12 protein-coding genes are annotated in these 20,189 nt (G+C 58.8%); 4 read left to right on the forward strand and 8 right to left on the reverse strand.

Annotation, left to right across the window (positions count from 1 at the left end; all coding sequences use genetic code 11):
• The first annotated feature begins 406 nt into the window (after positions 1-406).
• Complete coding sequence (locus K227x_RS15295) at positions 407-1,348, forward strand: lysylphosphatidylglycerol synthase domain-containing protein (protein WP_145170756.1); 942 nt, start codon at positions 407-409, stop codon at positions 1,346-1,348.
• A 908-nt stretch (positions 1,349-2,256) separates the two neighbouring features.
• Here K227x_RS15295 and dnaB read toward each other — a convergent pair.
• From dnaB to K227x_RS15310, 3 genes are all read right to left on the reverse strand, one after another.
• Positions 2,257-3,696: a replicative DNA helicase gene (dnaB, locus tag K227x_RS15300; RefSeq protein WP_145170758.1), complete on the reverse strand. Its 1,440-nt coding sequence runs from the start codon at positions 3,694-3,696 to the stop codon at positions 2,257-2,259.
• 231 nt (positions 3,697-3,927) lie between these two features.
• A complete protein-coding gene (locus tag K227x_RS15305) occupies positions 3,928-5,739 on the reverse strand; it encodes a DnaA/Hda family protein (RefSeq protein ID WP_218933275.1) in 1,812 nt (603 codons plus the stop codon).
• A 573-nt stretch (positions 5,740-6,312) separates the two neighbouring features.
• Positions 6,313-7,830 (reverse strand): GNAT family N-acetyltransferase, encoded by a 1,518-nt coding sequence (locus tag K227x_RS15310; RefSeq protein ID WP_145170762.1) that lies wholly within the window; start codon positions 7,828-7,830, stop codon positions 6,313-6,315.
• A gap of 208 nt (positions 7,831-8,038) precedes the next feature.
• Here K227x_RS15310 and K227x_RS15315 point away from each other — a divergent pair, with 208 nt between their 5' ends.
• Both K227x_RS15315 and K227x_RS15320 read left to right on the forward strand, forming a co-directional pair.
• Positions 8,039-9,313 (forward strand): PDZ domain-containing protein, encoded by a 1,275-nt coding sequence (locus K227x_RS15315; protein WP_145170764.1) that lies wholly within the window; start codon positions 8,039-8,041, stop codon positions 9,311-9,313.
• Positions 9,310-10,641 carry an excinuclease ABC subunit UvrC gene (locus K227x_RS15320; RefSeq protein ID WP_246145827.1) on the forward strand — a complete coding sequence of 444 codons (1,332 nt, stop codon included), beginning with the start codon at positions 9,310-9,312 and terminating at the stop codon, positions 10,639-10,641. The genes K227x_RS15315 and K227x_RS15320 overlap by 4 nt, the downstream gene beginning before the upstream one ends.
• Positions 10,642-10,804: 163 nt before the next feature.
• On the opposite strand, the gene K227x_RS15325 is transcribed toward K227x_RS15320, so the two are convergent.
• The 3 genes from K227x_RS15325 to K227x_RS15335 all read right to left on the reverse strand — a co-directional run bounded on the left by K227x_RS15325 (position 10,805) and on the right by K227x_RS15335 (position 15,622).
• Positions 10,805-13,915, reverse strand: coding sequence for a hypothetical protein (locus tag K227x_RS15325; RefSeq protein ID WP_145170766.1), 3,111 nt, complete (start codon positions 13,913-13,915; stop codon positions 10,805-10,807).
• Positions 13,916-13,945: 30 nt separating this feature from the next.
• On the reverse strand, positions 13,946-14,479 hold the full coding sequence (locus tag K227x_RS15330) for a KdsC family phosphatase (protein WP_145170768.1): 534 nt from the start codon (positions 14,477-14,479) through the stop codon (positions 13,946-13,948).
• A 63-nt stretch (positions 14,480-14,542) separates the two neighbouring features.
• Positions 14,543-15,622, reverse strand: coding sequence for a KpsF/GutQ family sugar-phosphate isomerase (locus K227x_RS15335; RefSeq protein WP_246145828.1), 1,080 nt, complete (start codon positions 15,620-15,622; stop codon positions 14,543-14,545).
• 1,030 nt (positions 15,623-16,652) lie between these two features.
• On the opposite strand from K227x_RS15335, the gene K227x_RS15340 reads away from it, so the two are divergent.
• A complete protein-coding gene (locus K227x_RS15340) occupies positions 16,653-16,943 on the forward strand; it encodes an ECF-type sigma factor (RefSeq protein WP_145170770.1) in 291 nt (96 codons plus the stop codon).
• On the opposite strand, the gene K227x_RS15345 is transcribed toward K227x_RS15340, so the two are convergent.
• Together K227x_RS15345 and K227x_RS15350 are read right to left on the reverse strand one after the other, a co-directional pair.
• Positions 16,940-18,316, reverse strand: coding sequence for an IS4 family transposase (locus K227x_RS15345; protein ID WP_145170772.1), 1,377 nt, complete (start codon positions 18,314-18,316; stop codon positions 16,940-16,942). The two genes, K227x_RS15340 and K227x_RS15345, sit on opposite strands and share 4 nt — an antisense overlap.
• Before the next feature lie 296 nt (positions 18,317-18,612).
• Positions 18,613-20,112, reverse strand: a complete 1,500-nt coding sequence (locus K227x_RS15350; protein ID WP_145170774.1) for a hypothetical protein — start codon at positions 20,110-20,112, stop codon at positions 18,613-18,615.
• Positions 20,113-20,189: the final 77 nt, after the last annotated feature.

Genomic DNA, 20,189 nt, shown 5'->3' on the forward strand with positions numbered 1-20,189 from the left:
GAAAAAAGAGAAAGTGTCGTCGTAGGTCGGCCACCCAGCCCCGCTTCGATCCACCAATTGCTGATCGATGCGAATCGTTCGTGTCGATCCCAACTGGATTCCAGCGGCGGGACGTGTCCTGCACGATCCCTAGTTTGCCTGTCGAAACGGTTTGTTGCCAGGACGGGTGCAAATCGCTGCAACCACAATTCTCGGGTCAATCGGTCCAAAGTCGCATGGACACTGTTTTTTCCCGGGACACCACCGACAATCCGATGCGGATTTGCGACGGAACGTCCCGTCTTGCCAACAGGCAACTTCCCTCGAAAATGTGCCCTTTGGGACCTTGGCCGAATCGGCTATCGAATTGTCCTAGAATAACGGCGGCAACTCGAGACTCGAATTCGCTTTTCCCACGGCGGTCCCCTTGGCCAAGATCAATCTTCGTACGCTTGCGGGCCCCGCGCTGGCCCTGGTGCTGTTCACGCTGGCGGTACGGTTGCTGATTCACGAGGCATCGTCGATCACATGGGAACAGTTTCAAACCGGGCTGACCGGTGTCCCGCCGATCTACCTTGGATTCGCTGCGTTCCTGATCGCACTGAACTATGGGCTATTGATCAGCTACGACCTGCTGGCGCTACGGTACCTGTGCCGTTCGATTCCGCTGCGGCGAGTCGCGTTGGTATCGTTTTTGGGGTTCACGCTGGGCAATAACTTCGGAACGTTCTTGGCCGGTGCGCCGATCCGGTTTCGGTTCTACAGTCGATGGGGACTGTCGCCCAGCCAGATCGTGGTGCTGATCTCTGTTCTGGGGCTGACGTTTTGGAGCGGTCTGTGGTTTCTGGGCGGGACCGTATTGGTCTTGGTACCGATCCAGTTGCCGCCGCCCTACACGTTGCCGTTTGGGATGCGAACACTGGGCATCATCCTGTTGTCGCTGGCGATCGGTTACCTGTTGGTTTGCGTGTTTTGGCGCAAGCCTTGGCCGATCGGAAAGCTGCACCTGCGACCACCCGAACCGGGGCTGATGGCTGTCCAAGCGTCAGTGGCCGCGGTCGACCTTTTGATCTCTGCGACGGCGTTGTACTTGGTGCTGCCCAGCACATCGCCCGTCCCGTTCGCCTTGGTGCTGGCGGCCTACCTGGCCGCGATCGCAATTTCGCTGATCAGCCAAGTGCCGGGCGGGTTAGGGGTTCTAGAGGTGATTTTGTTGGCGCTGTTGAAGGAATCGGTCGGTGACTCTGTGTTGGCGTCGGTGCTGATCTTCCGGACCCTGTACTACATCATCCCGTTGATGTTTGGGATGGCGACATTGGTGATCCACGAGATCTATGGCGGTGCCGTGGAAGCCCGCCAGGCGAGGTGAACGCCGCAGGCGATGACTTGGTGCGGCCTAACGTACAGGTGCGGGGACGCGCGGCCCGGTGGGCACGCGGTTAAACGACAGGGTAGGCCGGATCGAGGAGCGGAGCGACGATGATCCGGCAATCACGCGTCCAAGATACAGCGATGCAAACTGGACCGTGGATTGAATCGGCGCGGCCTAGCGCTCCGGTGCGGGAACGCGCGGCCCGGTGGGCACGCGGTTAAACGACAGGGTAGGCCGGATCGAGGAGCGGAGCGACGATGATCCGGCAATCACGCGTCAAGGTATGCAACGCAAGCTGGACTGTGGATTGGATCGGTGCGGCCTAGAGCTCCGGTGCGGAAACGCGCGGCCCGGTGGGCACGCGGTTAAACGACAAAGTAGGCCGGATCTAGGAGCGGAGCGACGACGATCCGGCAATCACGCGTCCAAGGTACAGCGACGCAAGCTGGACCGTAGATTGGATCGGTGCGGCCTAGCGCTCCGGTGCGGGGACGCGCGGCCCGGTGGGCACGCGGTTAAACGACAAAGTAGGCCGGATCGAGGAGCGGAGCGACGATGATCCGGCAATCACGCGTCCAAGGTACAGCGACGCAAGCTAGACCGTGGACTGGATCGGTGCGGCCTAGCGCTCCGGTGCGGAAACGCGCGGCCCGATGGGCACGCGGTTAAACGACAAAGTAGGCCGGATCTAGGAGCGGAGCGACAACGATCCGGCAATCACGCGTCCAAGGTACAGCGACGCAAGCTAGACCGTGGATTGAATCGGCGCGGCCTAGCGCTCCGGTGCGGGGACGCGCGGCCCGGTGGGCACGCGGTTAAACGACAAAGTAGGCCGGATGGAGGAGCGGAGCGACGACGATCCGGCAATCACGCGTCCAAGGTACAGCGACCGAAAAACGGGGAAACTACATGCCCGAATTATCGAACTCTGCCAGACCGTCGAATTCGCTGTGTCGGTCGGGGGCCCGGTCACTGAACTTGGTGAACTCGGCTTCCCAGGTCAATTCGACGTCGCCGACTGGACCGTTCCGCTGTTTCGAAATGATGATTTCGGCTTGGCCAGCGAACTGTGCTTTGTCTTCGCCCCGGTGATAGTATTCTTCGCGGTGAACAAACATCACCACGTCGGCATCCTGCTCGATAGCACCCGATTCACGCAGGTGGCTCAGTTTCGGGCGGTGATCTTTGCCCTCTTCGGCCTGCCGGTTCAGCTGCGACAGACACAGCAGCGGCACTTCGAGTTCCCGCGCCATCCCTTTCAGACGACGCGCGATCTTGGCGACTTGTTCTTGCCGAGGGTCACGCGAGTTGTCGGGATCGATCAGTTGCAAATAGTCAATCACGATCAACCCCAAAGCATCCTGGCGACGCTTGATCCGTCGGGCCGTGGCGGCAATTTCGCTGACCGTTCGACTGGGTGAATCGTCGACGTACAGGGGCGCCTCACTGATCTCATTCGCTTTGCCAATCAAACGGTCTCGGTCGTCCGATGAAATCGACCCGTTACGAAGCCGGTGACCGTTCACACGAGCCAGCGAACACAGCATCCGGTCGGCCAATTCGATCCCGGACATTTCCAAGGAAACGAACAGCACCGGAGCGCGTTGCACAATCGCACAGTGTTCGGCAATGTTCATCGCCAACGCGGTTTTGCCCATCGATGGACGTGCGGCCAAAATGATCAGCTCGCCGTTGTGCAGCCCGCCGGTCATATCGTCGAAACCCTTCAGCCCCGTTTCGGCACCACCGTCGACGTATTCGTCTCGCAGGCGAGCTTCCATGCGGTCCATCGCCTGGTGCAACACATCACTGATGCTGTGCACGCTTTGCGACGAACGACCGTCCATGATCGCAAAGACCTTCTGTTCGGCCTGGGCACACAGTTCCTTGGCCGTGCCGGTCTGTTCGTACGCGTCGCGAAGAATCTCGGTGCTGGAATTGATCAAACGTCGGTAAACCGACTTTTCCGTCACGATGTCGGCGTAGTAGACCGCGTGTGCCGCGTTGGGAACCGCACCGGACAACTGGGCCAGGTACGCAGCCCCCCCGACCGAGTCGTAGTCCCCTTGGGTGCGCAGCCGGGAAACCAACAGCGTGATGTCGATCTTTTCGCCGGAATCGTACATTTCACGCATCGCGTGATAAATCTTGCGATTGGCGTCGCTGTAGAAGTCTTCCGCCTTTAGCGACGCGATTTCGTCGGAGATTTCCGGCAGCAGCAGGACGCTGCCCAAGACGCCCATTTCCGCATCCAGATCAAAAGGCGGTTCGCGGGCCAGCACTTCGGCTGCGCTCGGTTCCTTCTTCTTCTTCTTAAATCGAAATTGGCTCTCGTCAGAAATCATCGTTCCGGTCCGTGGAAAGGAAGGGTTGGCATTTCATCGTGTCGCCAGAGCCCAGAATATGCAAGCCGTTGAAAGGTCGAAGCAGGCTTATTTCGGAACCAGCCCCCTAAAGGTTGTGCGAGAAAAAAGTGTCGTTTCTTTCTTCCCCCTCTCTCGAACTCTCTCCCCCGCAAACCGCTGCGCGGCGGGGGCCAGATGACTTTGATCGCGACACCGATTGATCGCTGGTTGCTAGGCTCGCATCAGGCTTTCGATCCGTTCGATCGCTTCCTGAGCCGACATGGCGGTTTGGCCACGGCCGATCGATTTGCCCTTTTCGATCCAACCTTTGACGTTCTTTTCGGCTGCGATGGCCGTGCTGTGGGATTTGCCGCCGAAGTGACGTGCGATCTCGGTATAGGCGGCCGACGTCATCTGACGCGACAAATACATCGCCAACATCCGTGGCTCGGTCACCGCTCGCGTTTGCGTTCGGCTTCGCAGCACGTCCAGCGGCAACTGGAACGCATCGCAAACGGCGGTTTCGATCACCGACAAACTGGCAACCGGTTTGGCCGATCGCAGCACGTCTCCGCCAAAGCGGCGAACTTCGTCCATCGTCGGGTTCCGGCCATACATCCGCTGCAGCAAATTGATCGTGTTGACCACGCCACTGATCACGCGTCCGTCACCGGCCAACATCGACGTCAGTTGCTCGACCATGTCGTCGTCCAACGGAAACTGACAGGTATCGCCAAGCCAACGACGCAGGATGGTTTGGCGGGTGGTCAGGTCCAATGCCCCGACGGGACAAACCAGTCCGCTGGCCATCCGGCCGGCCAATTCCTGAGTCAGTCCCTGGATTTCGGTGGGAGCGTGCGAGCCGCTGAAGATCAAAGGTCGACCGGCATTGGCCAACGTTTCAACGGTGTACAACACTTCGCGTAGCGTCGCCTTCTTGGATCCCAAAAACTGGACGTCGTCGATCAACAGTGCATCGACTTCGCGGTATCGACGACGGAACGATGTGATGCCGCTGTTACCGACCGACGTGATGAAGTCGTTGGTGAACTGTTCGGCCGACAAGTGCATCACCCGACGCATCCGATGCCGACGACGGAACTGGTCCGCGATCGCTGACAACATATGCGTCTTGCCGGTTCCCGACGGACCGCACAAGAACAACGGACTGGCCAGCCCCGGTTGTTGGCAGACCATCGTCATCGCCGTGAACGCCAATTGGTTGCACGAACCCGAAACGAACGTCGACGCATTCATGGGCCGCTGAGGTGCAGCCGACTTTTTGCCATCGGCGGAACCAGCACCAGCGTTGCTTCCCGCGGCGTTGTTGGCGGCGGATTGGCCCGCGGCGTTTCGGCTGGATCGTTTGCCGGTCGCAGATGATTTGGATTTCGGTTGCGCGGTTGCCGACGTGAACTCCGAAGGCATGTCCAGCATGGCGGCCGAATCGACGACCGGTGGACGACGCCGTTCGCGAGCTGTGCCAGCACCGTGGGCGACCAGCTGTGACATCGACATGGTGCGTCCACGCGACGAAGAACCGGACGCCGCTTGACCGCGTTTGCTGCGGCCTCGAGTCAGTTCACCACGACGACGCGCCCCGCCGGCCGATGGCTGCTGTGTTTCCCCCGTACCGGTGTCACGCTTGCCGGTGTCAGCATCACCTGCAACAAGGTTGCCTGCAGCGGGATGCGACGAATCGTTTTCCGAAGACGGGGTCGCTCGGCTGGCCGAGGCATCCTCGCCTAGCAGAGGCAGATCGGCTTGAGCCGGTTCGGGCTGTGCCAGTTCAACGGCAACGTGAGTCGAGGATCCGCAAGCGTGCATCGCTGCGGCTCGAAGTTCGTTCAAGAAGTTCTTGCGAAGTCGATCGAGTGCAAACTGGCCGCGAACGCGGACCATCACGCAACCACGGACGATGCTGCTATCGGCAGTCGCTGCTGGTTCGGTGTCTGCTTGGTTCTCTACGCCTTGGTTTTCGTTGGCCCGAGTTTCGTCGGACTTGTTCGCTACCGCAAAAGAGACTCCGTGGGTAAACCACATTCGGAATCGATCTGCACCGATGCGTTGTTCAAGCGCTTCCTTGAAATGTGCGACAACGTCCCTGTCGTCGGTGCAGCCGTGCGGAGCAGACATACCGGTAGCGCAATCCTCCTTCATGGACGTTTCGCGGACCAACCAAAAACATCGACGGGTGTCTATTCGCCCACGCGAATGGCGTCGATGGTTTGCGAACAAGAAGCTTACCGAAGCGTTGGCACTGAAAAGGTCACCAACCTAGCTCCACTCATTGTTAACTGGGCAGCAACACTGCCTCTCGTTCGCTTCACGCCTTTGACGAGCTACTCTCCTGCCGGCGTGAGGCAAGATTCTATGGTTGCTAGCATTCAAGTCAAATGCTGTTGGATAGAGAAAGCTAAGTTTAGAAAATGTGAAGGCGATTGACGATGCAGTTGACCCAAAAACGCCGATTCTGATGCTTGGGAATTTGGTCCCGCCGGATCCCCTGAGACCGGTCCGGAAACTTTGCGTGGTTGTGGATAATGTGTCGGCTGAAACCGGCGAACCAGAATCCTGGATTTAGTTTGCGGCCGTAACATCTTACCCGTGCGGACTTTACCGATCACCGGTGGATGAAGATTGGAAGTGGGCGGCATGATTGGCCCGGGAAACACTTGACGCCAACGATTTGCACCAAACCGTTTCGGCCATCATCGGCTCCATCGCCGCGCGGCGGTACAGCTGCTTTGCGGCGTCGTTGCCGCGGTCGACCGCCAAGATCATCCGCTGGGCACCGATCGACCGACCGCAGGCCATCGCGTGAGCGATCAAATGGCCAGCCAATCGGCGCCCCCGCGCCTCGGGGACCAGCCCCATGTAGACCAGTTCAATTACGGGCGGCGGAGGGGGACTGCCGTCACCCGGTGCTGGATCGACTCGCTGGGTGCCACCGGCCTCGCTCTGCGTGGGGGTCGGGTCGGATTTGGATGGTGGTTCGTCGGTACCTGGAACCTGCTGGGTCCCATGCACACCCAGAATGATGCAGCCGATCGGTTGGGGGGCGGCGGAGGAACCCGATGTTTCGGTGACGGTGAACCAGAAACGGCGATCGAATGCCGCGGCGGCCCGGTATCCCTGAAAAGTCTGCTGGACGGTCCGAAACTCGTTCAGCCGTGGGCAGTCCGCCGTTTCCAGATAAGTCCGCTGAACCACATCGGCAAACGATGCAAGGGACTTGGATGCATCCGACCAGTCCAGCGGGCAAAACTGAAGCGTAGCCGAGGCCGGATCACCGGAAATCGGCTGGCGGGGCCGCTGGGCGTCTGGACTGACATCGGCGGACGCATCCGAGTCTGCGGCGGGCGATGGGCGGCCGGTGGATGCGGTGACGCCAAGCTGGGTTGCCTGGTCGATCGGCCCGCTCATGTATTCCAGTGTCGCAATCGGCTCCATCGAAAACGCCTGGCACCACCCCGCCATCGCGTCGGCTGGATCTGTGTCTTCGGGGGCACTTTCCGGGGATTCACCATTTTCGGGAGGCCGATCCCCGTCTAGCAGCGGGTCTGTCGCCCATTGGACAAAGCGGACCGTCCGCCTGGCCAGCTCTTGATCGACAGCCGCTGCCAACTGGCCCATGATGCGATCCACGTCGCCAGAGATCGCCGGCTCACGCAGCACCAACCCGGCATGCACGATCGTGACGGAGTCTTGGGGCACCGGATCGTCCGGCGATTCCCCCTTCGCGAGCCCGCCGTTGGGTTGAATCGCGATGGCGGCGGCGACCACCGCCCCCGGCACAGCATCCTGGACGGCTGGATCGGACGGTTTCCCACCTGCGGCCGAACTGGCGGCCGAACTGGCGGCCGAACTGGCGGCCGAACTGGCGGCCGAACTGGCGGCCGAACTGGGGTCCGATGCGGGCGATACGGGCGTCGGGGGGGGCGTCGATGCGGCAGTCCGAGCGGTCACCAAAATCAACCTTCCAGTGGTCGTGTCCTGGAACACGCTACGAATTTGGTCGATGGCAATCTGTGCGCGGCCTAGCGACAGATTCGCTAACAGCGGTGGCAGCAGCTGCTGCAACAACTCGGGTCGCGGCGATTCTGTCTGGTAGGTCAACGTTTCCGAACGCATCAATCGCCTCTTTCCAAAAGGATTCCCGTTTGTGGCGGTTTTTCATATCGCCAGGTTCCCCCTATCATACGGTTCGTCCTAGCGAGCGGACTGCGGAGCCGATTTCAGAGGCTGGCGGTCCGGCCTACCATGCTTCCCTCGACGGCTAGCGAGGAATGCAGCCGGGCGGGAGTCTACAAATCAGTGCCATTCACGGAAAGTCAGATCGATGTTTCGCCGAATCTTCTTCGCATGCTTCGCCGCACCTTTGGTCTTTGCACTGCTGATCGCCGATTCCCCGTCCAGCGACGCGCAGGGTCTGTTTCGGCGGATCCAGAGCCGAATCCAGGCTCGATCCCAGGCCGCGCCACAATACCGACCACCCGCCCCACCGAATACGGCGCCCCGATCGCCAAATACGGATCCAAGCCGAGCCCCATCGCTGAACCGCGTCAGTCCGGTCGACGAGGACGGTGACGCGGACCAGGACGCCGATCCAGAGAGCGACTCATCGCTAGGCAAATCGATCCTTCGCCGGCCAGGCGATGAAGACGATCGCGATGATCCCAAGGCCCCATCCCAAAGCCGGGCAACGATCGGCATCAATGTCGCCGAACCGCGAGGCGGAGTCCCCGGAGTCGAAGTCACTCGATTCAATCCGGAATCCAAAGCGGACGAAGCCGGATTGCGAGTAGGCGACGTGATCATTGCGGTCAACGGAAAGCCAGTACGAACCAGCCGCGACATTGCAGAGCAGTTGAGCCAGTTTTCGGGAGGTGAAGAAATCCAATTGCAGGTTTTCCGCGATCGGAAGCCTTTCGCAGTCACCATTCCCTTGATCGGGCGCAATGCGAAACCCGACCAACCCGACCAACCCGACCAACCCGACCAACCCGACCAACCCGACCAACCCGACCGCCGGGCAAACCCGGCGAAGCGTGCAGCGATGACGGGCACGTCCCATTTGTCCGGTCCGGTTGGCGATTCAACCCAGGTGCCATTCGGGGTGACCACCGATACGGTTCGCGGAGTACGCGGCGCGGTGGTGACAACCGTGTCGCCCCATTCGCCGGCCGCCCAAGCGGGATTGAAAAGCGGCGACCGGATCGTATCGATCGACGGTCGCATGGTGATCAACAGCGATTCGCTGCAACGTTCCATCGCTCGACGTCCCCTCGGTGACGAGGTCGCTCTGCAGTGGGTGCGTGATGCAAAACTGGTTGCTGCCGACGTCAGCTTTGTAAAGCTTGATCCGAATGCGTTGGCGTCAAAGGTGTCTGATAAGGATTCGGCCAAGGAACCCTCCGGCGACGCAGCGGAACAGGAACAGTCCGTGGGGTCGGCTTTCGGATCGATTCTGGGCGGTTTTTTCGGCAGCCAGACGGAACCGGCATCCAAGAACACTGACGAGATGGCGTTCGGCGATGACGAACCAATCCAACCCGTCGGATTTGAAAGTGACACCGACGACGCAAGCAGCGTCAAGGAAGCCGGCAAGGAGTGACAGACGGCAATCCTGAATCCACTGGTTTCGACCACGCAGCGGCCAAGGTCCGCACGTTCCCGCAGGTACCGGGCGTCTATCTGATGAAGGACGTGGCCGACCGTGTGATCTATGTCGGCAAAGCCAAGAACCTGCGCAGCCGCGCCGGCAGCTATTTCTTGAAGGCCGCCGCGGAAGATTCGCGGACAGCCAACTGGATCGGCGAGATCGCGGACATCGACTTTGTCCAGTGCGATAGTGAAGTCGATGCGTTGTTGATGGAAGCCAGGCTGGTCAAAGACATTCAGCCCAAGCACAACAAGGACTTGAAAGACGACAAGTCGTTCCCGTACCTGATGATCACCACGCGTGATGAGTTTCCTCGTGTCGAAGTCACACGGGAACCGAAAGAACGCGGCGTCAAATTGTACGGTCCCTTCCCCAGTGCCGGCGCTCTCCGCGGGGCGATCCAAGTCTTGCAACGGATCTTCAAGTTTCGCACTTGCACGCTGGACATTTCGGAATCGGACGAACGCTGGCAGTGGTTTCGTCCCTGTTTGCTGCACAGCATCCACCAATGCACGGCGCCCTGCAACTTTCGCATCAGCAAGGAAGAATACCGACGCGACATCAAACGGTTGCAGACGTTCATGGAAGGCGGCAAGAAGCGATTGCTGAGCGAAATGAACAAAGAGATGCTGGCGGCAAGCAAGTCGTTGGATTTCGAACGCGCAGCGGTACTTCGCGACGAAATCAAAATGCTGGATCGTTTGGAAGAACGCGGCGAACTGGAAACGCACGCCCAGCCCGAGGTCTTCTATGTGGATCCCAAGAAGGGGCTGACCGGACTCCGCAAGGTCTTGTCGCTGCCGGAAACGCCTCGCGTTATCGAGGGCATGGACATCGCCCACCTGGGCGGCGGCGAGACGGTCGCGTCGATGGTTCAGTTCATCGACGGGTTGCCGTTCAAACCCGGCTATCGCCGATTCCGCATCCAAGATGTGGATGGCATCGACGATTTTCGCAGCATGTACGAAGTCGTTTCGCGCAGGTTCCGTCGACTGTCGGACGAGGGAGAATCGTTTCCCGACATCCTGTTGATCGACGGCGGCAAGGGGCAACTCAATGCCGCCATGGCCGCATTCCGTGACCAAGAAATCTCGCCCCCGACCGTGATCTCGCTAGCCAAACGCGAAGAAGAAATCTTCCGTCCCGGTGTGTCGGAATCGATCAAGCTGAGCAAGAGTTCGTACGCGCTGCGGCTGTTGCAGTACGTCCGTGACGAGTCCCACCGTTTTGCACAGCACTACCACCACATCCTGCGGTCCAAGTCCACCTTCGATCGTTAGGTGAAGTGAATTTCGGAAGACTGGCGCGCTCGGGATTCGGGGGGACGGCGGCGTTGGATTCGGAGTGATGGCGTAGTGAGATTCGCCAATATTCCCTTTGATTGAATGTCGCGTAAGGGAATTCTGGCGAATTCCACGACGGAGCGTTTGGTGGCGACTTGCGTTAGCGTCTTCCGCCCAGTTCAGGGTTGCCTGGGTTGAAGCGTTCGAGGCCTTCGCCTTTGAACTCCATCGTTCCGGGGCGGACCGTCATTGATCGGACGGCTCCCTCTGGTCCGGGCTGACCGTCGGCCAGAGTTTGCCGGAAGATCGCTGGTCGATTCGGGGCTCCTTCGACGATGAACAGGTCCTTGAACGATGCATAGGACGCTCGGCTAGCGGTGCCTTCTAGCAGCCCCTTCTTGTTACGCGTGCGGAACACGACACCGCTGACGGCTTCCATTTCCCAGGACGTCCCGCTTCCCGACGCGGATGCGAATGTCGACGCACCTGGGTACGCCTGTACTCCGCTGCCCGGTGTGACCGAGAATCGCAGCCGGTCGCAATCCAGCGTCGACTGGCCTACCGAAATCGAATCCATTTGGGCGGCGTCAAACGCCTGGTCCCATCCCGAAACCGCTTGCACGCCTACACGCACGCCGCGTAGGAAGTCCAAGTTTCGCGACGCCAGATCCGCCTGCATCGAATCGTTGAACGTTAGATGGATCCCGGTCAGCGGCTGCGCGGCGCTGTCGACCATCGTCGCATTGGCGGATAGCCCGCTGGCGGCCGCGTAGTCATTCTCAGAATCGTCCGTGATGCTCTTCGCAATCGTCCATCCGCGATACCAACCCGGGCCGGCACCAACCAACTGGCCACCACCGCCGGGCGAGATCGTCAATGAACGCGCGTGAATCAAGTGCTTGGCTTCGCGCACCCCATCGGCTGCCGAATGCAACGCCTGGACGATGACCGGGCGCTCGTCGGTCTGCAGCATGGTGATCTTTTGGATCACAGCGTCACGCATCGACGCCATGTCTCGCATTTGCACGCCTTCTTGCAGGTCGACTTCCAAACGATCGCCGCTGAAGTGCAGATCCCAGGGTTCCCGATTACTGACGAGCGACGCTTTGATATCGACGCCGTCGGTGAGAACCGCTTTGCGTCCGTCGAACAGCATCTCACCTTGCCATCGGCAATGCGGAGCACTGGTCCAAATGAAACCGCCATCGTTGTTGCCGCTTGCGACGTCACCGGCCGGACCTGAACCGGCCAACCCGGTGGGAAGTGCTGCGGTGGGAATCTGGAACTCACCAGCCGCGTTGATCCACACCATGTTGTCGCTGGGACGAATTTGAATCTGTGGTCCGACAAAGAACCCGTCGCCCAGTTCGAACCTAGCCGGTTTGGCCGGGCTGCTGCTAAGTTGCAATACGTCCTGGCCACCGCCATCAATCAACGCCAAACTTTCGCCGGTCATTTTAGCCGGCAAGGACTGGCCGCCCATTTCCAACATGTGCGTGACCTCGACACCACCGACCACACTTAGTTTCTTGGCACTTAGGCCGGCCGAGTTTCGACGCAGTTGTGCATTGATCGATGCACCGCGGATCACTGGGCGTGTGCGAGCGACCGGGTCGACCATCGGCGAATCCGATGTCGGTTGAGCCACCCATTGACGCAGCGGCGATGCCGCCGCGGAATTCCCGGCCAGCGAACCATCCGATGCACCGGATCGCGGTGACGGTTCCTCTTCGCTGACAAAGTCCAACCACATTTCGTCCGTTTCGGCCGCAACAGCCATCGTCATGATGCGAACGTTGCCCTTGATGTTGAACCACTTGGGCACCAGGGTCGTTCTCGGTTCCGATTCGGGCGAACCGGGTTGCGGTGCCATGCTGTTCGGGTCGGGGGTCACCGGTTCGGGCGTAAACAGACCGAAAATCGAATCGGCTGCAAATTCACCACCGTCAACCAACCAAGCCCGTACATCGCCTTCGACGCGAAGCTCGACGTCCGTGTTCAAGTTTTTGGCGGTCGCAACGCCTTCGGGACGAACATAAAAACCGTCCCGCCATCTTGCTTCTCGCACCGGATTGGTGGGATCGTCCACCGTCACAATCCCGGCTCCGTCGGCATTGATGACGCCGATCGCTTCAGGGTTGGCCGGATCGAACTGGTAGATCAAGTTCGCAAGGCTGGCCTTGATGGCGCCCCGCCGGACCCGGATCCCACGTTGCCCGCTGGCTTCCAACAAACCAACGGTCGCGTTCAGAGTGATTTCATCCGCGCTGATCTCGCTGTCGATGCTGGGCAATTTGGCCGACGCTGGACTTCCGAACGCCACCATCTTCACCAGCCAATCCAGCGGCGTTCGCCGTACGATCGAATCATTGGTGGGATCATTCAGCGTCAATTCCAATTGCTGACAATCAAACCGATCGGCAAGCTGGCCAGCGGTCTGATAGATCAACGATACCGATTCACGCAGCAACAGTTGGTCGATCGCGAAATCGTATTCGACTCGGCCACCACAGGCCACGGAAATCATCCCTGGCTGATCCGAATCGGGTCCTGAATCATTTGCAGAATCAAACAAGCCGCCACCACGTAGCGGCATCATCAATTCGTCCAGGTAGATCAGTTCCATGCGGTCCAGCACGGCTGGTGATGATCCGCCTGGTGATGCGGCACCCGCCAAATGGATCGTCAAGTCGCGGCCAACCATGCGAGCCTCACCGACCGACATATTGATCGCTTCGGTGGTCCAAATTTTGTGACTATCGATACCAACGTTAGCGGTCCTCAGATCCAACGACCGTTTGCCCTCTTGATCCGGATCGGCGCGAAAAATATGAACGTCGCCTACCATGCGGCCCCAATCGATCGGCGGTGCGCCACCGCTCATCACATCCAGCGACTCAGTGAATTTCAGCTCCGCGCCTTCGGCGGCTTCGATGATCACCGGCTCGCTGGCCTTGGTCGCTGACAATCCGCGGCCGATGACGACCGTGATCGGCCACAATCGCCAATGCGCTTCGTCGGTTTGTTCCCAATTTTCAAACAGCAACACACCTTGGGAAGTTTGCAACTGCTTGCAAGTGCCACGCTGCCATGATCCGTCCGGGAACAGATCCGCCAATGAATCGTCACCTCGCCTGACCGCCGACTGTTTCAGCGCGATCGATTCCACTTCGGGTGGCTGCATGAACGGCGACAGCGCGTTCTGGTAGACAACCGAAGATGCCAACAGAAAGACGAATGCCGATAGATAGTGTGTCAGTGAATGAATCATGGTGACTCCGATTCAACGCGATAGCCGTTTCTAGGCTGTACGTCGAACGTGTTCCTCCCATCGTCCGCCAGCTCGCAACAATCGTTCGATCAATTCACGCAGAACGCCCTCGCCGCCAAGACCCTGCAGATTCCAATCAGCGGTTTCGCGAACGTCACGTGCTGCGTCCGCCGGTGCAACCGATAGTCCCACCTGTTGCATCACGGGGACGTCCGGCAGATCGTCGCCGATGTAACAAACTTGGTCGGCGGTGCAGCCCAACGAAGCCATCATTTCAATGGCGGCGGGCCACTTGTCTTCGTACCCTTGCTTGACCGCTGTGATCCCCAGTTCTTTGGCACGACGATCCACCATTGGACTGGTTCGTGCGGTCAGGATCCCAAAGGCAAATCCAGACTGCATCCACAACTTGATCCCCAACCCATCACGAACGTGAAAACGCTTTGTTTCTAGCCCAGCGGCGTCGTAGATGATTCGTCCGTCGGTCATCACACCGTCGACATCCGACAAGATGCAGCGGATGTTCGCAGCATGATCGGCGTCGCTGCGCTGATTCGAATTCATCGAGTGCTTATCGCGTGTGGAAGGGAATAGAGTGGGGATGGTCGGTGAATGCTGAATTGCAGACTAAAGTTTCAAAATCTTGGATGAATCGTCATCGGACAACGCCACGATGTCCGTGATGTCGATCATCCCGATCGGGCGATGGTCATGGTCGATGACGGGCAGTTCGCTGATCCGCCGATGGGACATGACCGCCATCGCTTCTTGCAACAGCGACTCGGTCGTGGTCGTCGTGGGCTGCTTGGTCATTCGAGTGGCGATTGGTTGATCCAGCGATGCGTCGTCGCGTCGCCCCAACAATCGAGCCAGATCGCTGTCGGTAAACAATCCCGAAAGCCTGCCATCGGCGTCGGTCAGCATGATCGCGCCGGTACGGCGTCCCTGTGGCTTGGATCCGTCTTCGTTTTTACCAATCATGGCGTCGCGAATGGTGGTCTGATCGCTGCATACTCGGCACGAATCGATGTCTCGCATCACCTGGTCAACGGTAGCCAGTTTGCGGCCTAACGATCCACCGGGATGGAATCGAGCGAAGTCTTGAGGCGTAAAGTTCCGCAGTGAACTCGCCAGCATCGCGACCGCATCACCGACGGCCATCATCACCGCCGTGCTGCTGGTGGGCGCCAATCCGTTGGGACAGGCTTCGTCGTGACGCCCGATCGCGACCACGCAATCGGCGGCCACCGCAAGTGGATTGTCGTCGCTAGCCGTGATGGCGATCAGACCGGCGCTATTTTCAGCCAAGTGTGCCGCGATTCGCACCACCTCTTCGCTGCGGCCCGAATTGCTAAGTGCCCACACGATGTCCCCCGGTCGAACCCGGCCCAGGTCACCGTGAATGGCTTCGGATGGGTGCAAAAAGTGAGCGGGAGTGCCTGTGCTGGCTAGGGTGGCAACCAGTTTCTGGCCCACCAGACCGGCCTTCCCCACCCCCGTGACCATGACACATCCTTCGCAGTTCGCCGTCATTTCAGCCGCTCGAACCGCTTCGATCGACAGCGACGAGGCGGCGGACAGAATCGCATGCCCTTCGGCCGACGCAACCTTCCGCAGCCAACCCAATCGTTCGAACAGCGACGTCCCTGGATGCGATTGCAGCGCAGGAGTGCGTGCCGATGATGAAGATCTAGCAGGAACAGACACGTTGGGACCTTCCTTGGTACACCTGCGAAACAGTATTTGCCGGCAAAATCCAGTTCCCGGCGCAGTAACCGCCGAGGTTACCTAAAAACCCCCGGTCAAGACAACGCTAAAGTCCGGCCATCCATCGCGTTGCGAAAGGCCTGCTGATTTCCTCCCGTTCCAAAGTTGAATGTTATCCGTTTGCGAGATCGTGGACTGCTGATTCGGTTGTCCGACACGCGCGCAGGGGACTCGCTTCCTCCCCTCGCATGCGATTAGGGCTGTGTTTGCAACGCTACTTTCTCAGCAACGACTATTTCAGCTTGCCGTGAGACCACCGGGCAAATAGCGGGATTCCCGGCCGCTCACGAGAGCGTCCAGCTTACGACAGCCTCGGAGAGGCGAAGGTCGCGCCCCCTCACCCCAACCCTCTCCCCCACGTTGAACGCGAGTGGAACTCGCGTTCAACGTGGGGGAGAGGGGGCAAAACGCGGGGGAGACGGTGCAGCGCGGGGGAGAGGGGGCAAAACGAGGTGGAAACGGGGCAACGCGGCGGAGACGGGGCAGCGCGAGGGAGAGATGGCAAAACGAGGTGGGAGACACTGCAGGTGGTTGGTTTTCCTTTGCCCCCTCTCCCCCTGGATAATCGAAGTGGAGCTTCGATTATCCAGGGGGAGAGGGATGGGGTGAGGGGGCGGTGGTAACGCTGAATCCGCGGTGCCCGCCCACTCGGCAGGATGTTCTTGCCTCTCCGAGGCTGCCGTAAGTCGGACGCTCTCTTACGCGTCGGGGCTCACTAATCAACAAACCGTTGACGAGTTCCGCTGCGTACACCGTCCCAAACGTGGGAATTGAACGTCGTTCGCCGTTGTGCCGACAGCTGACGAGCTTGGATTCGTCAATTTTGATGGCGACTGGAAGGGTGCACGCAATCACAGGTGCAACCGCCGATAATGCGAATCGCACAGTTGATGGCCTGCCCAACGCATGGTTCGCAACACAACCCCCTCCGCCGGGTGGACTCGGCAGTCCCATCCGGTACGATGGCCCCATGGACGATGTCACGCAAATTCTAGAACAGATCGAACGGGGCGACCCCACGGCGCCGGATCAGTTGATGCCGTTGGTTTATAGCGAGCTGCGTCGGTTGGCGGCCGCTAAGATTGCTCGCGAGTCTGCTGGCCACACGCTTCAAGCCACAGCATTGGTCCATGAAGCCTATGTCCGGCTGGTGGGCAGCGTCCCGGACCGTTCGTTCAGCGATCGTCGACATTTCTTTGCCGCCGCTGCAACCGCCATGAAACGCATTTTGGTGGATCGAGCCAGAGCCCAATACCGCTAAATTAGCAGCTTGACGGCGTCGGGGAATTTCTTCTCGAGCTTCGGCCGTTTTCGGTGTTCAGGCTGTGCTTTGGGCCATTTGCTTTGCGTTTTTTTGATTACTCGCGGATTGATTCGATTGCGACGTTCGGGCAAGACTTCTTCGCTGATTTCGGCGATCAAGTTTTCACGCCACTGCTTGATCCCTCGATCGATGCGAGGAGCCTCGGGGAGGCGAACGCGGAGAATTTTCAACGCACCAGTAAATGAGATTCGACGCGGCGCGCCTGTCGCCTGCGAAGCCGCTTCGAACATCGTTTTGCGAACGACGAAGTGTGCCGTTAGCAGGCCATAGACTTCTTGGATCACACCCGCTGGACTCTGGCTGCGAAGCGTCGCGGCAGTGCGTGCACGAATCTTGATCTCGTCAATCGCGATCTCCTCTTCCCAACGCTCGTGATACAGTTCGATCAACACCGTCGCGGGATGTTCCAATGGATCAAGCATGGAGGTGACCAAGCGATGAACTTCATTGTGTCCGACACGTTGCGGGTCATCCAAGGTGTACTCGATGACGCGAATGGTGGTTCCGTTTCGATCGTGAATTCGTTCGTAGTCGGTGTCGTAAATCTTTGCCAAGTAAGATCCATCACGCAGCGTCTCGATCGGCTTGAGAATGCGTGAGACTTTCGATCGACCGAGGAAGTGTGATTTCCGTTCCAAGACGATTTTTACCAGTTTTGTGGCGAAAAAACCGATGTCAAAAGTCAACAAAGAGTCCGCAGGAAGGCTGCGATAAACGTGCTTGGCCAGTGTGACTTCCCCATAGCGAATCGGCTTGGCAAGGAATTCGAAGAAGACATGCGAACCGACTTCGCAAAGCGCCACGATCCGGACCTGGGGAAAGGCTCCCAGTGAAGAACCGTTCTTGGGTTTTCCAAAGGCCCGGCAGTTTGCTTCGCTGTCGGGTAAGTCCAAGACGAAACCATCGACGGCGACCAATCGCAAGCCATGGTAAAAAGCACCGCGAGTCGTTTCGTCACAAAGGCACTTCACGACACTGCGGTACACTTCGGCGAGCACTGGAATTCCAAGCTTGGTTCTTGCCAGAGTCAAGGCACTCCGAGTCGGTGTCGCATTCTTGGCGAATCGGTGCAGTGACTTAAAGACTTGTCGGTACGAATCATCGCCAAAGATCCCCAGTGCGATGGTGAACCAGACCATCATGGGAGCCGGGCATTTTGAACACTTCCTCCGGCCAGGATTGCCCTTGCCAATGATCGCATTGACCTTGCGTTTTGAGATGATTTTCTTGAGGCATCGGATCCGCTCGCTAACGGGCTGACTCGTAAATTTGGCTTGCTCTGAACCACAAAAATCGCCAAGCTCTTTCATCGCAGCCTCCTTGCTGGGTGATGTATTTCAACACCACGATCCTGGCAGGGAGGCTCGATTTTTGGAGCGCTAATTTAGCGGTATTAGGCTTCAGCCGGTACTACGAACAATGACAATGCAGCCCGCACCAGCCGACCGCACCCACGAACCGGCCTCTCCCGTTGGGACCTTCCACTCACTCGTCCGCTCCGTTCGTAGTACCGGCTTCAGCCGGCTTTTCTGCACTCAGTCAGGTCCGATCCCCCAACCCGATTCCGGCTGAAGCCGGTACTTCGAACAGATGTTGCCCGTGGCCGCTACTGTGAATCGCTCTGTTTTCGATGGCTGTCGTCGAAGCCTACGATGGAGTTGTCCGACGTAGAATCTGGTGCGGGGAGACTTGTCCGTTGATCCAAGATCGCTTCTCGCAATCGACGGAACAACTCTGCTTGCGGCCAGTCAACATGGTTCGCGACCTCCTCGGCCGTTTCTAACCTTCGCAGTTCCGCTGACTTGCCACGCGGTTCCCAGGTTTGCGAGCGAGAGCGAAATGCAGAGTCCGCTACATCCCTGGACTGCGGGCGATCGCTCGGTTGCCACGATCGGTAGGCAGGACTGGTAAACCAGACCGAGATATCGGCCAAGCCGGCATCGATCACCGATGGAAAACTTGCATCGTCTTGATCGCGGACGCCATTCGACTGGGGAGAGTCAGGGGACGATTGCAAGCGAAGTGAGCGGAAACTCAATTCAAACAGCGACACACTGAATTCGTCGTCAAGCATCTTCAGGTCGTAGTGACGCCAGAAACGATCGCTGTCCTCGAGTTCCTCCGATCGGGTCTCTAAATCAAAATCAGATAAACCCGCAGCACCATCGTTTGCCCGCTTTCGCCCATCGTCATCAAGGACGCCAACGTCCTTCAGCGGTGCGTCTTCAGAGGATTCGTGTCGATCATCCTCGTCGGGATCCTCGTCCATCGATCGATGAATCAACGAAATCAAACGAGAAGAACTTGGTTCGAATCGTGCGAAAGGACCTGAATTAGCAATCGGCAGGTACGCTATCGGCACCAGATCGATTGGATCCTTGGACGTGATCCCAATCAGGTCGATCGCGGGTACATCCAAGCGGGACTGCCCAATGTTCAAAACCAATGGATCAAAACGGACACTGCTGGCCGGCACTGGAAAATCGCTTCCAAAGGCAAGGAATGACTCCGAATCTGGATCGACAACCGGCGTGATAGAGACATCGCCTGGTTGAATGACACGAAAGGGAACCGTTGCCAACAAGAACTCGCCCTGACCATTGGTCGCCGTTTCGTTGGACGCCGGATTTTCAAATTGCCAGACAAGTCCGCCCACATCACGCAACAAACCTGCCTGGTTGGCATCGAGACGCGCCGAGCCCCAAAAGCGATCATGGACCGAGATCTGTTCCACCAATGGCTCCACCATGTGGGGATCGTAAGAGAGATCAAGTTTAGCCTGAAACAAACCACTGACGCCGTTGGCGTACGGAACGATGCCGTCGACGGAAGCGGAACTGCGAACGAATACGTTGACATCGATCGTATCGCCAAGGTCCCATCGCGCATCGCCAGCATCTAGCCGCAGACGAATCACTTCGGCGTCTCGTTCAGCTCCCGATGTTTGCAGATCGGACCCTGATCGCTCAACGTCGACTTGCGTCGTTTCCCCCACGAGTTGCTGATCCGGATCGCTCAGATCGGCTAACAGATCAGCAAGATAGCTGAGGTCCAGATTCGATTCCGCCGTTAGTGGCAACCGGAGTTCAAGCCGTTCGAAGTTCATTCGCCTAAATCGCGTTGCCACGCCACATTTGGTCGACGGTCGGATTCTCATGGAGCGCCCCCGCATTGGCTTCAGTA

The sequence above is a fragment of the Rubripirellula lacrimiformis genome (assembly GCF_007741535.1).
Lineage (GTDB): Bacteria > Planctomycetota > Planctomycetia > Pirellulales > Pirellulaceae > Rubripirellula > Rubripirellula lacrimiformis.

Bases quoted from the DNA above. Each gene is read 5' to 3' on its own strand.
- dnaB (WP_145170758.1), bottom strand. From the start codon at position 3,696: ATGATTTCTGACGAGAGCCAATTTCGATTTAAGAAGAAGAAGAAGGAA.
- K227x_RS15305 (WP_218933275.1), bottom strand. From the start codon at position 5,739: ATGTGGTTTACCCACGGAGTCTCTTTTGCGGTAGCGAACAAGTCCGAC.
- K227x_RS15310 (WP_145170762.1), bottom strand. From the start codon at position 7,830: ATGCGTTCGGAAACGTTGACCTACCAGACAGAATCGCCGCGACCCGAG.
- K227x_RS15315 (WP_145170764.1), top strand. From the start codon at position 8,039: ATGTTTCGCCGAATCTTCTTCGCATGCTTCGCCGCACCTTTGGTCTTT.
- K227x_RS15325 (WP_145170766.1), bottom strand. From the start codon at position 13,915: ATGATTCATTCACTGACACACTATCTATCGGCATTCGTCTTTCTGTTG.
- K227x_RS15330 (WP_145170768.1), bottom strand. From the start codon at position 14,479: ATGAATTCGAATCAGCGCAGCGACGCCGATCATGCTGCGAACATCCGC.
- K227x_RS15340 (WP_145170770.1), top strand. From the start codon at position 16,653: ATGGACGATGTCACGCAAATTCTAGAACAGATCGAACGGGGCGACCCC.
- K227x_RS15345 (WP_145170772.1), bottom strand. From the start codon at position 18,316: ATGAAAGAGCTTGGCGATTTTTGTGGTTCAGAGCAAGCCAAATTTACG.
- K227x_RS15350 (WP_145170774.1), bottom strand. From the start codon at position 20,112: ATGAACTTCGAACGGCTTGAACTCCGGTTGCCACTAACGGCGGAATCG.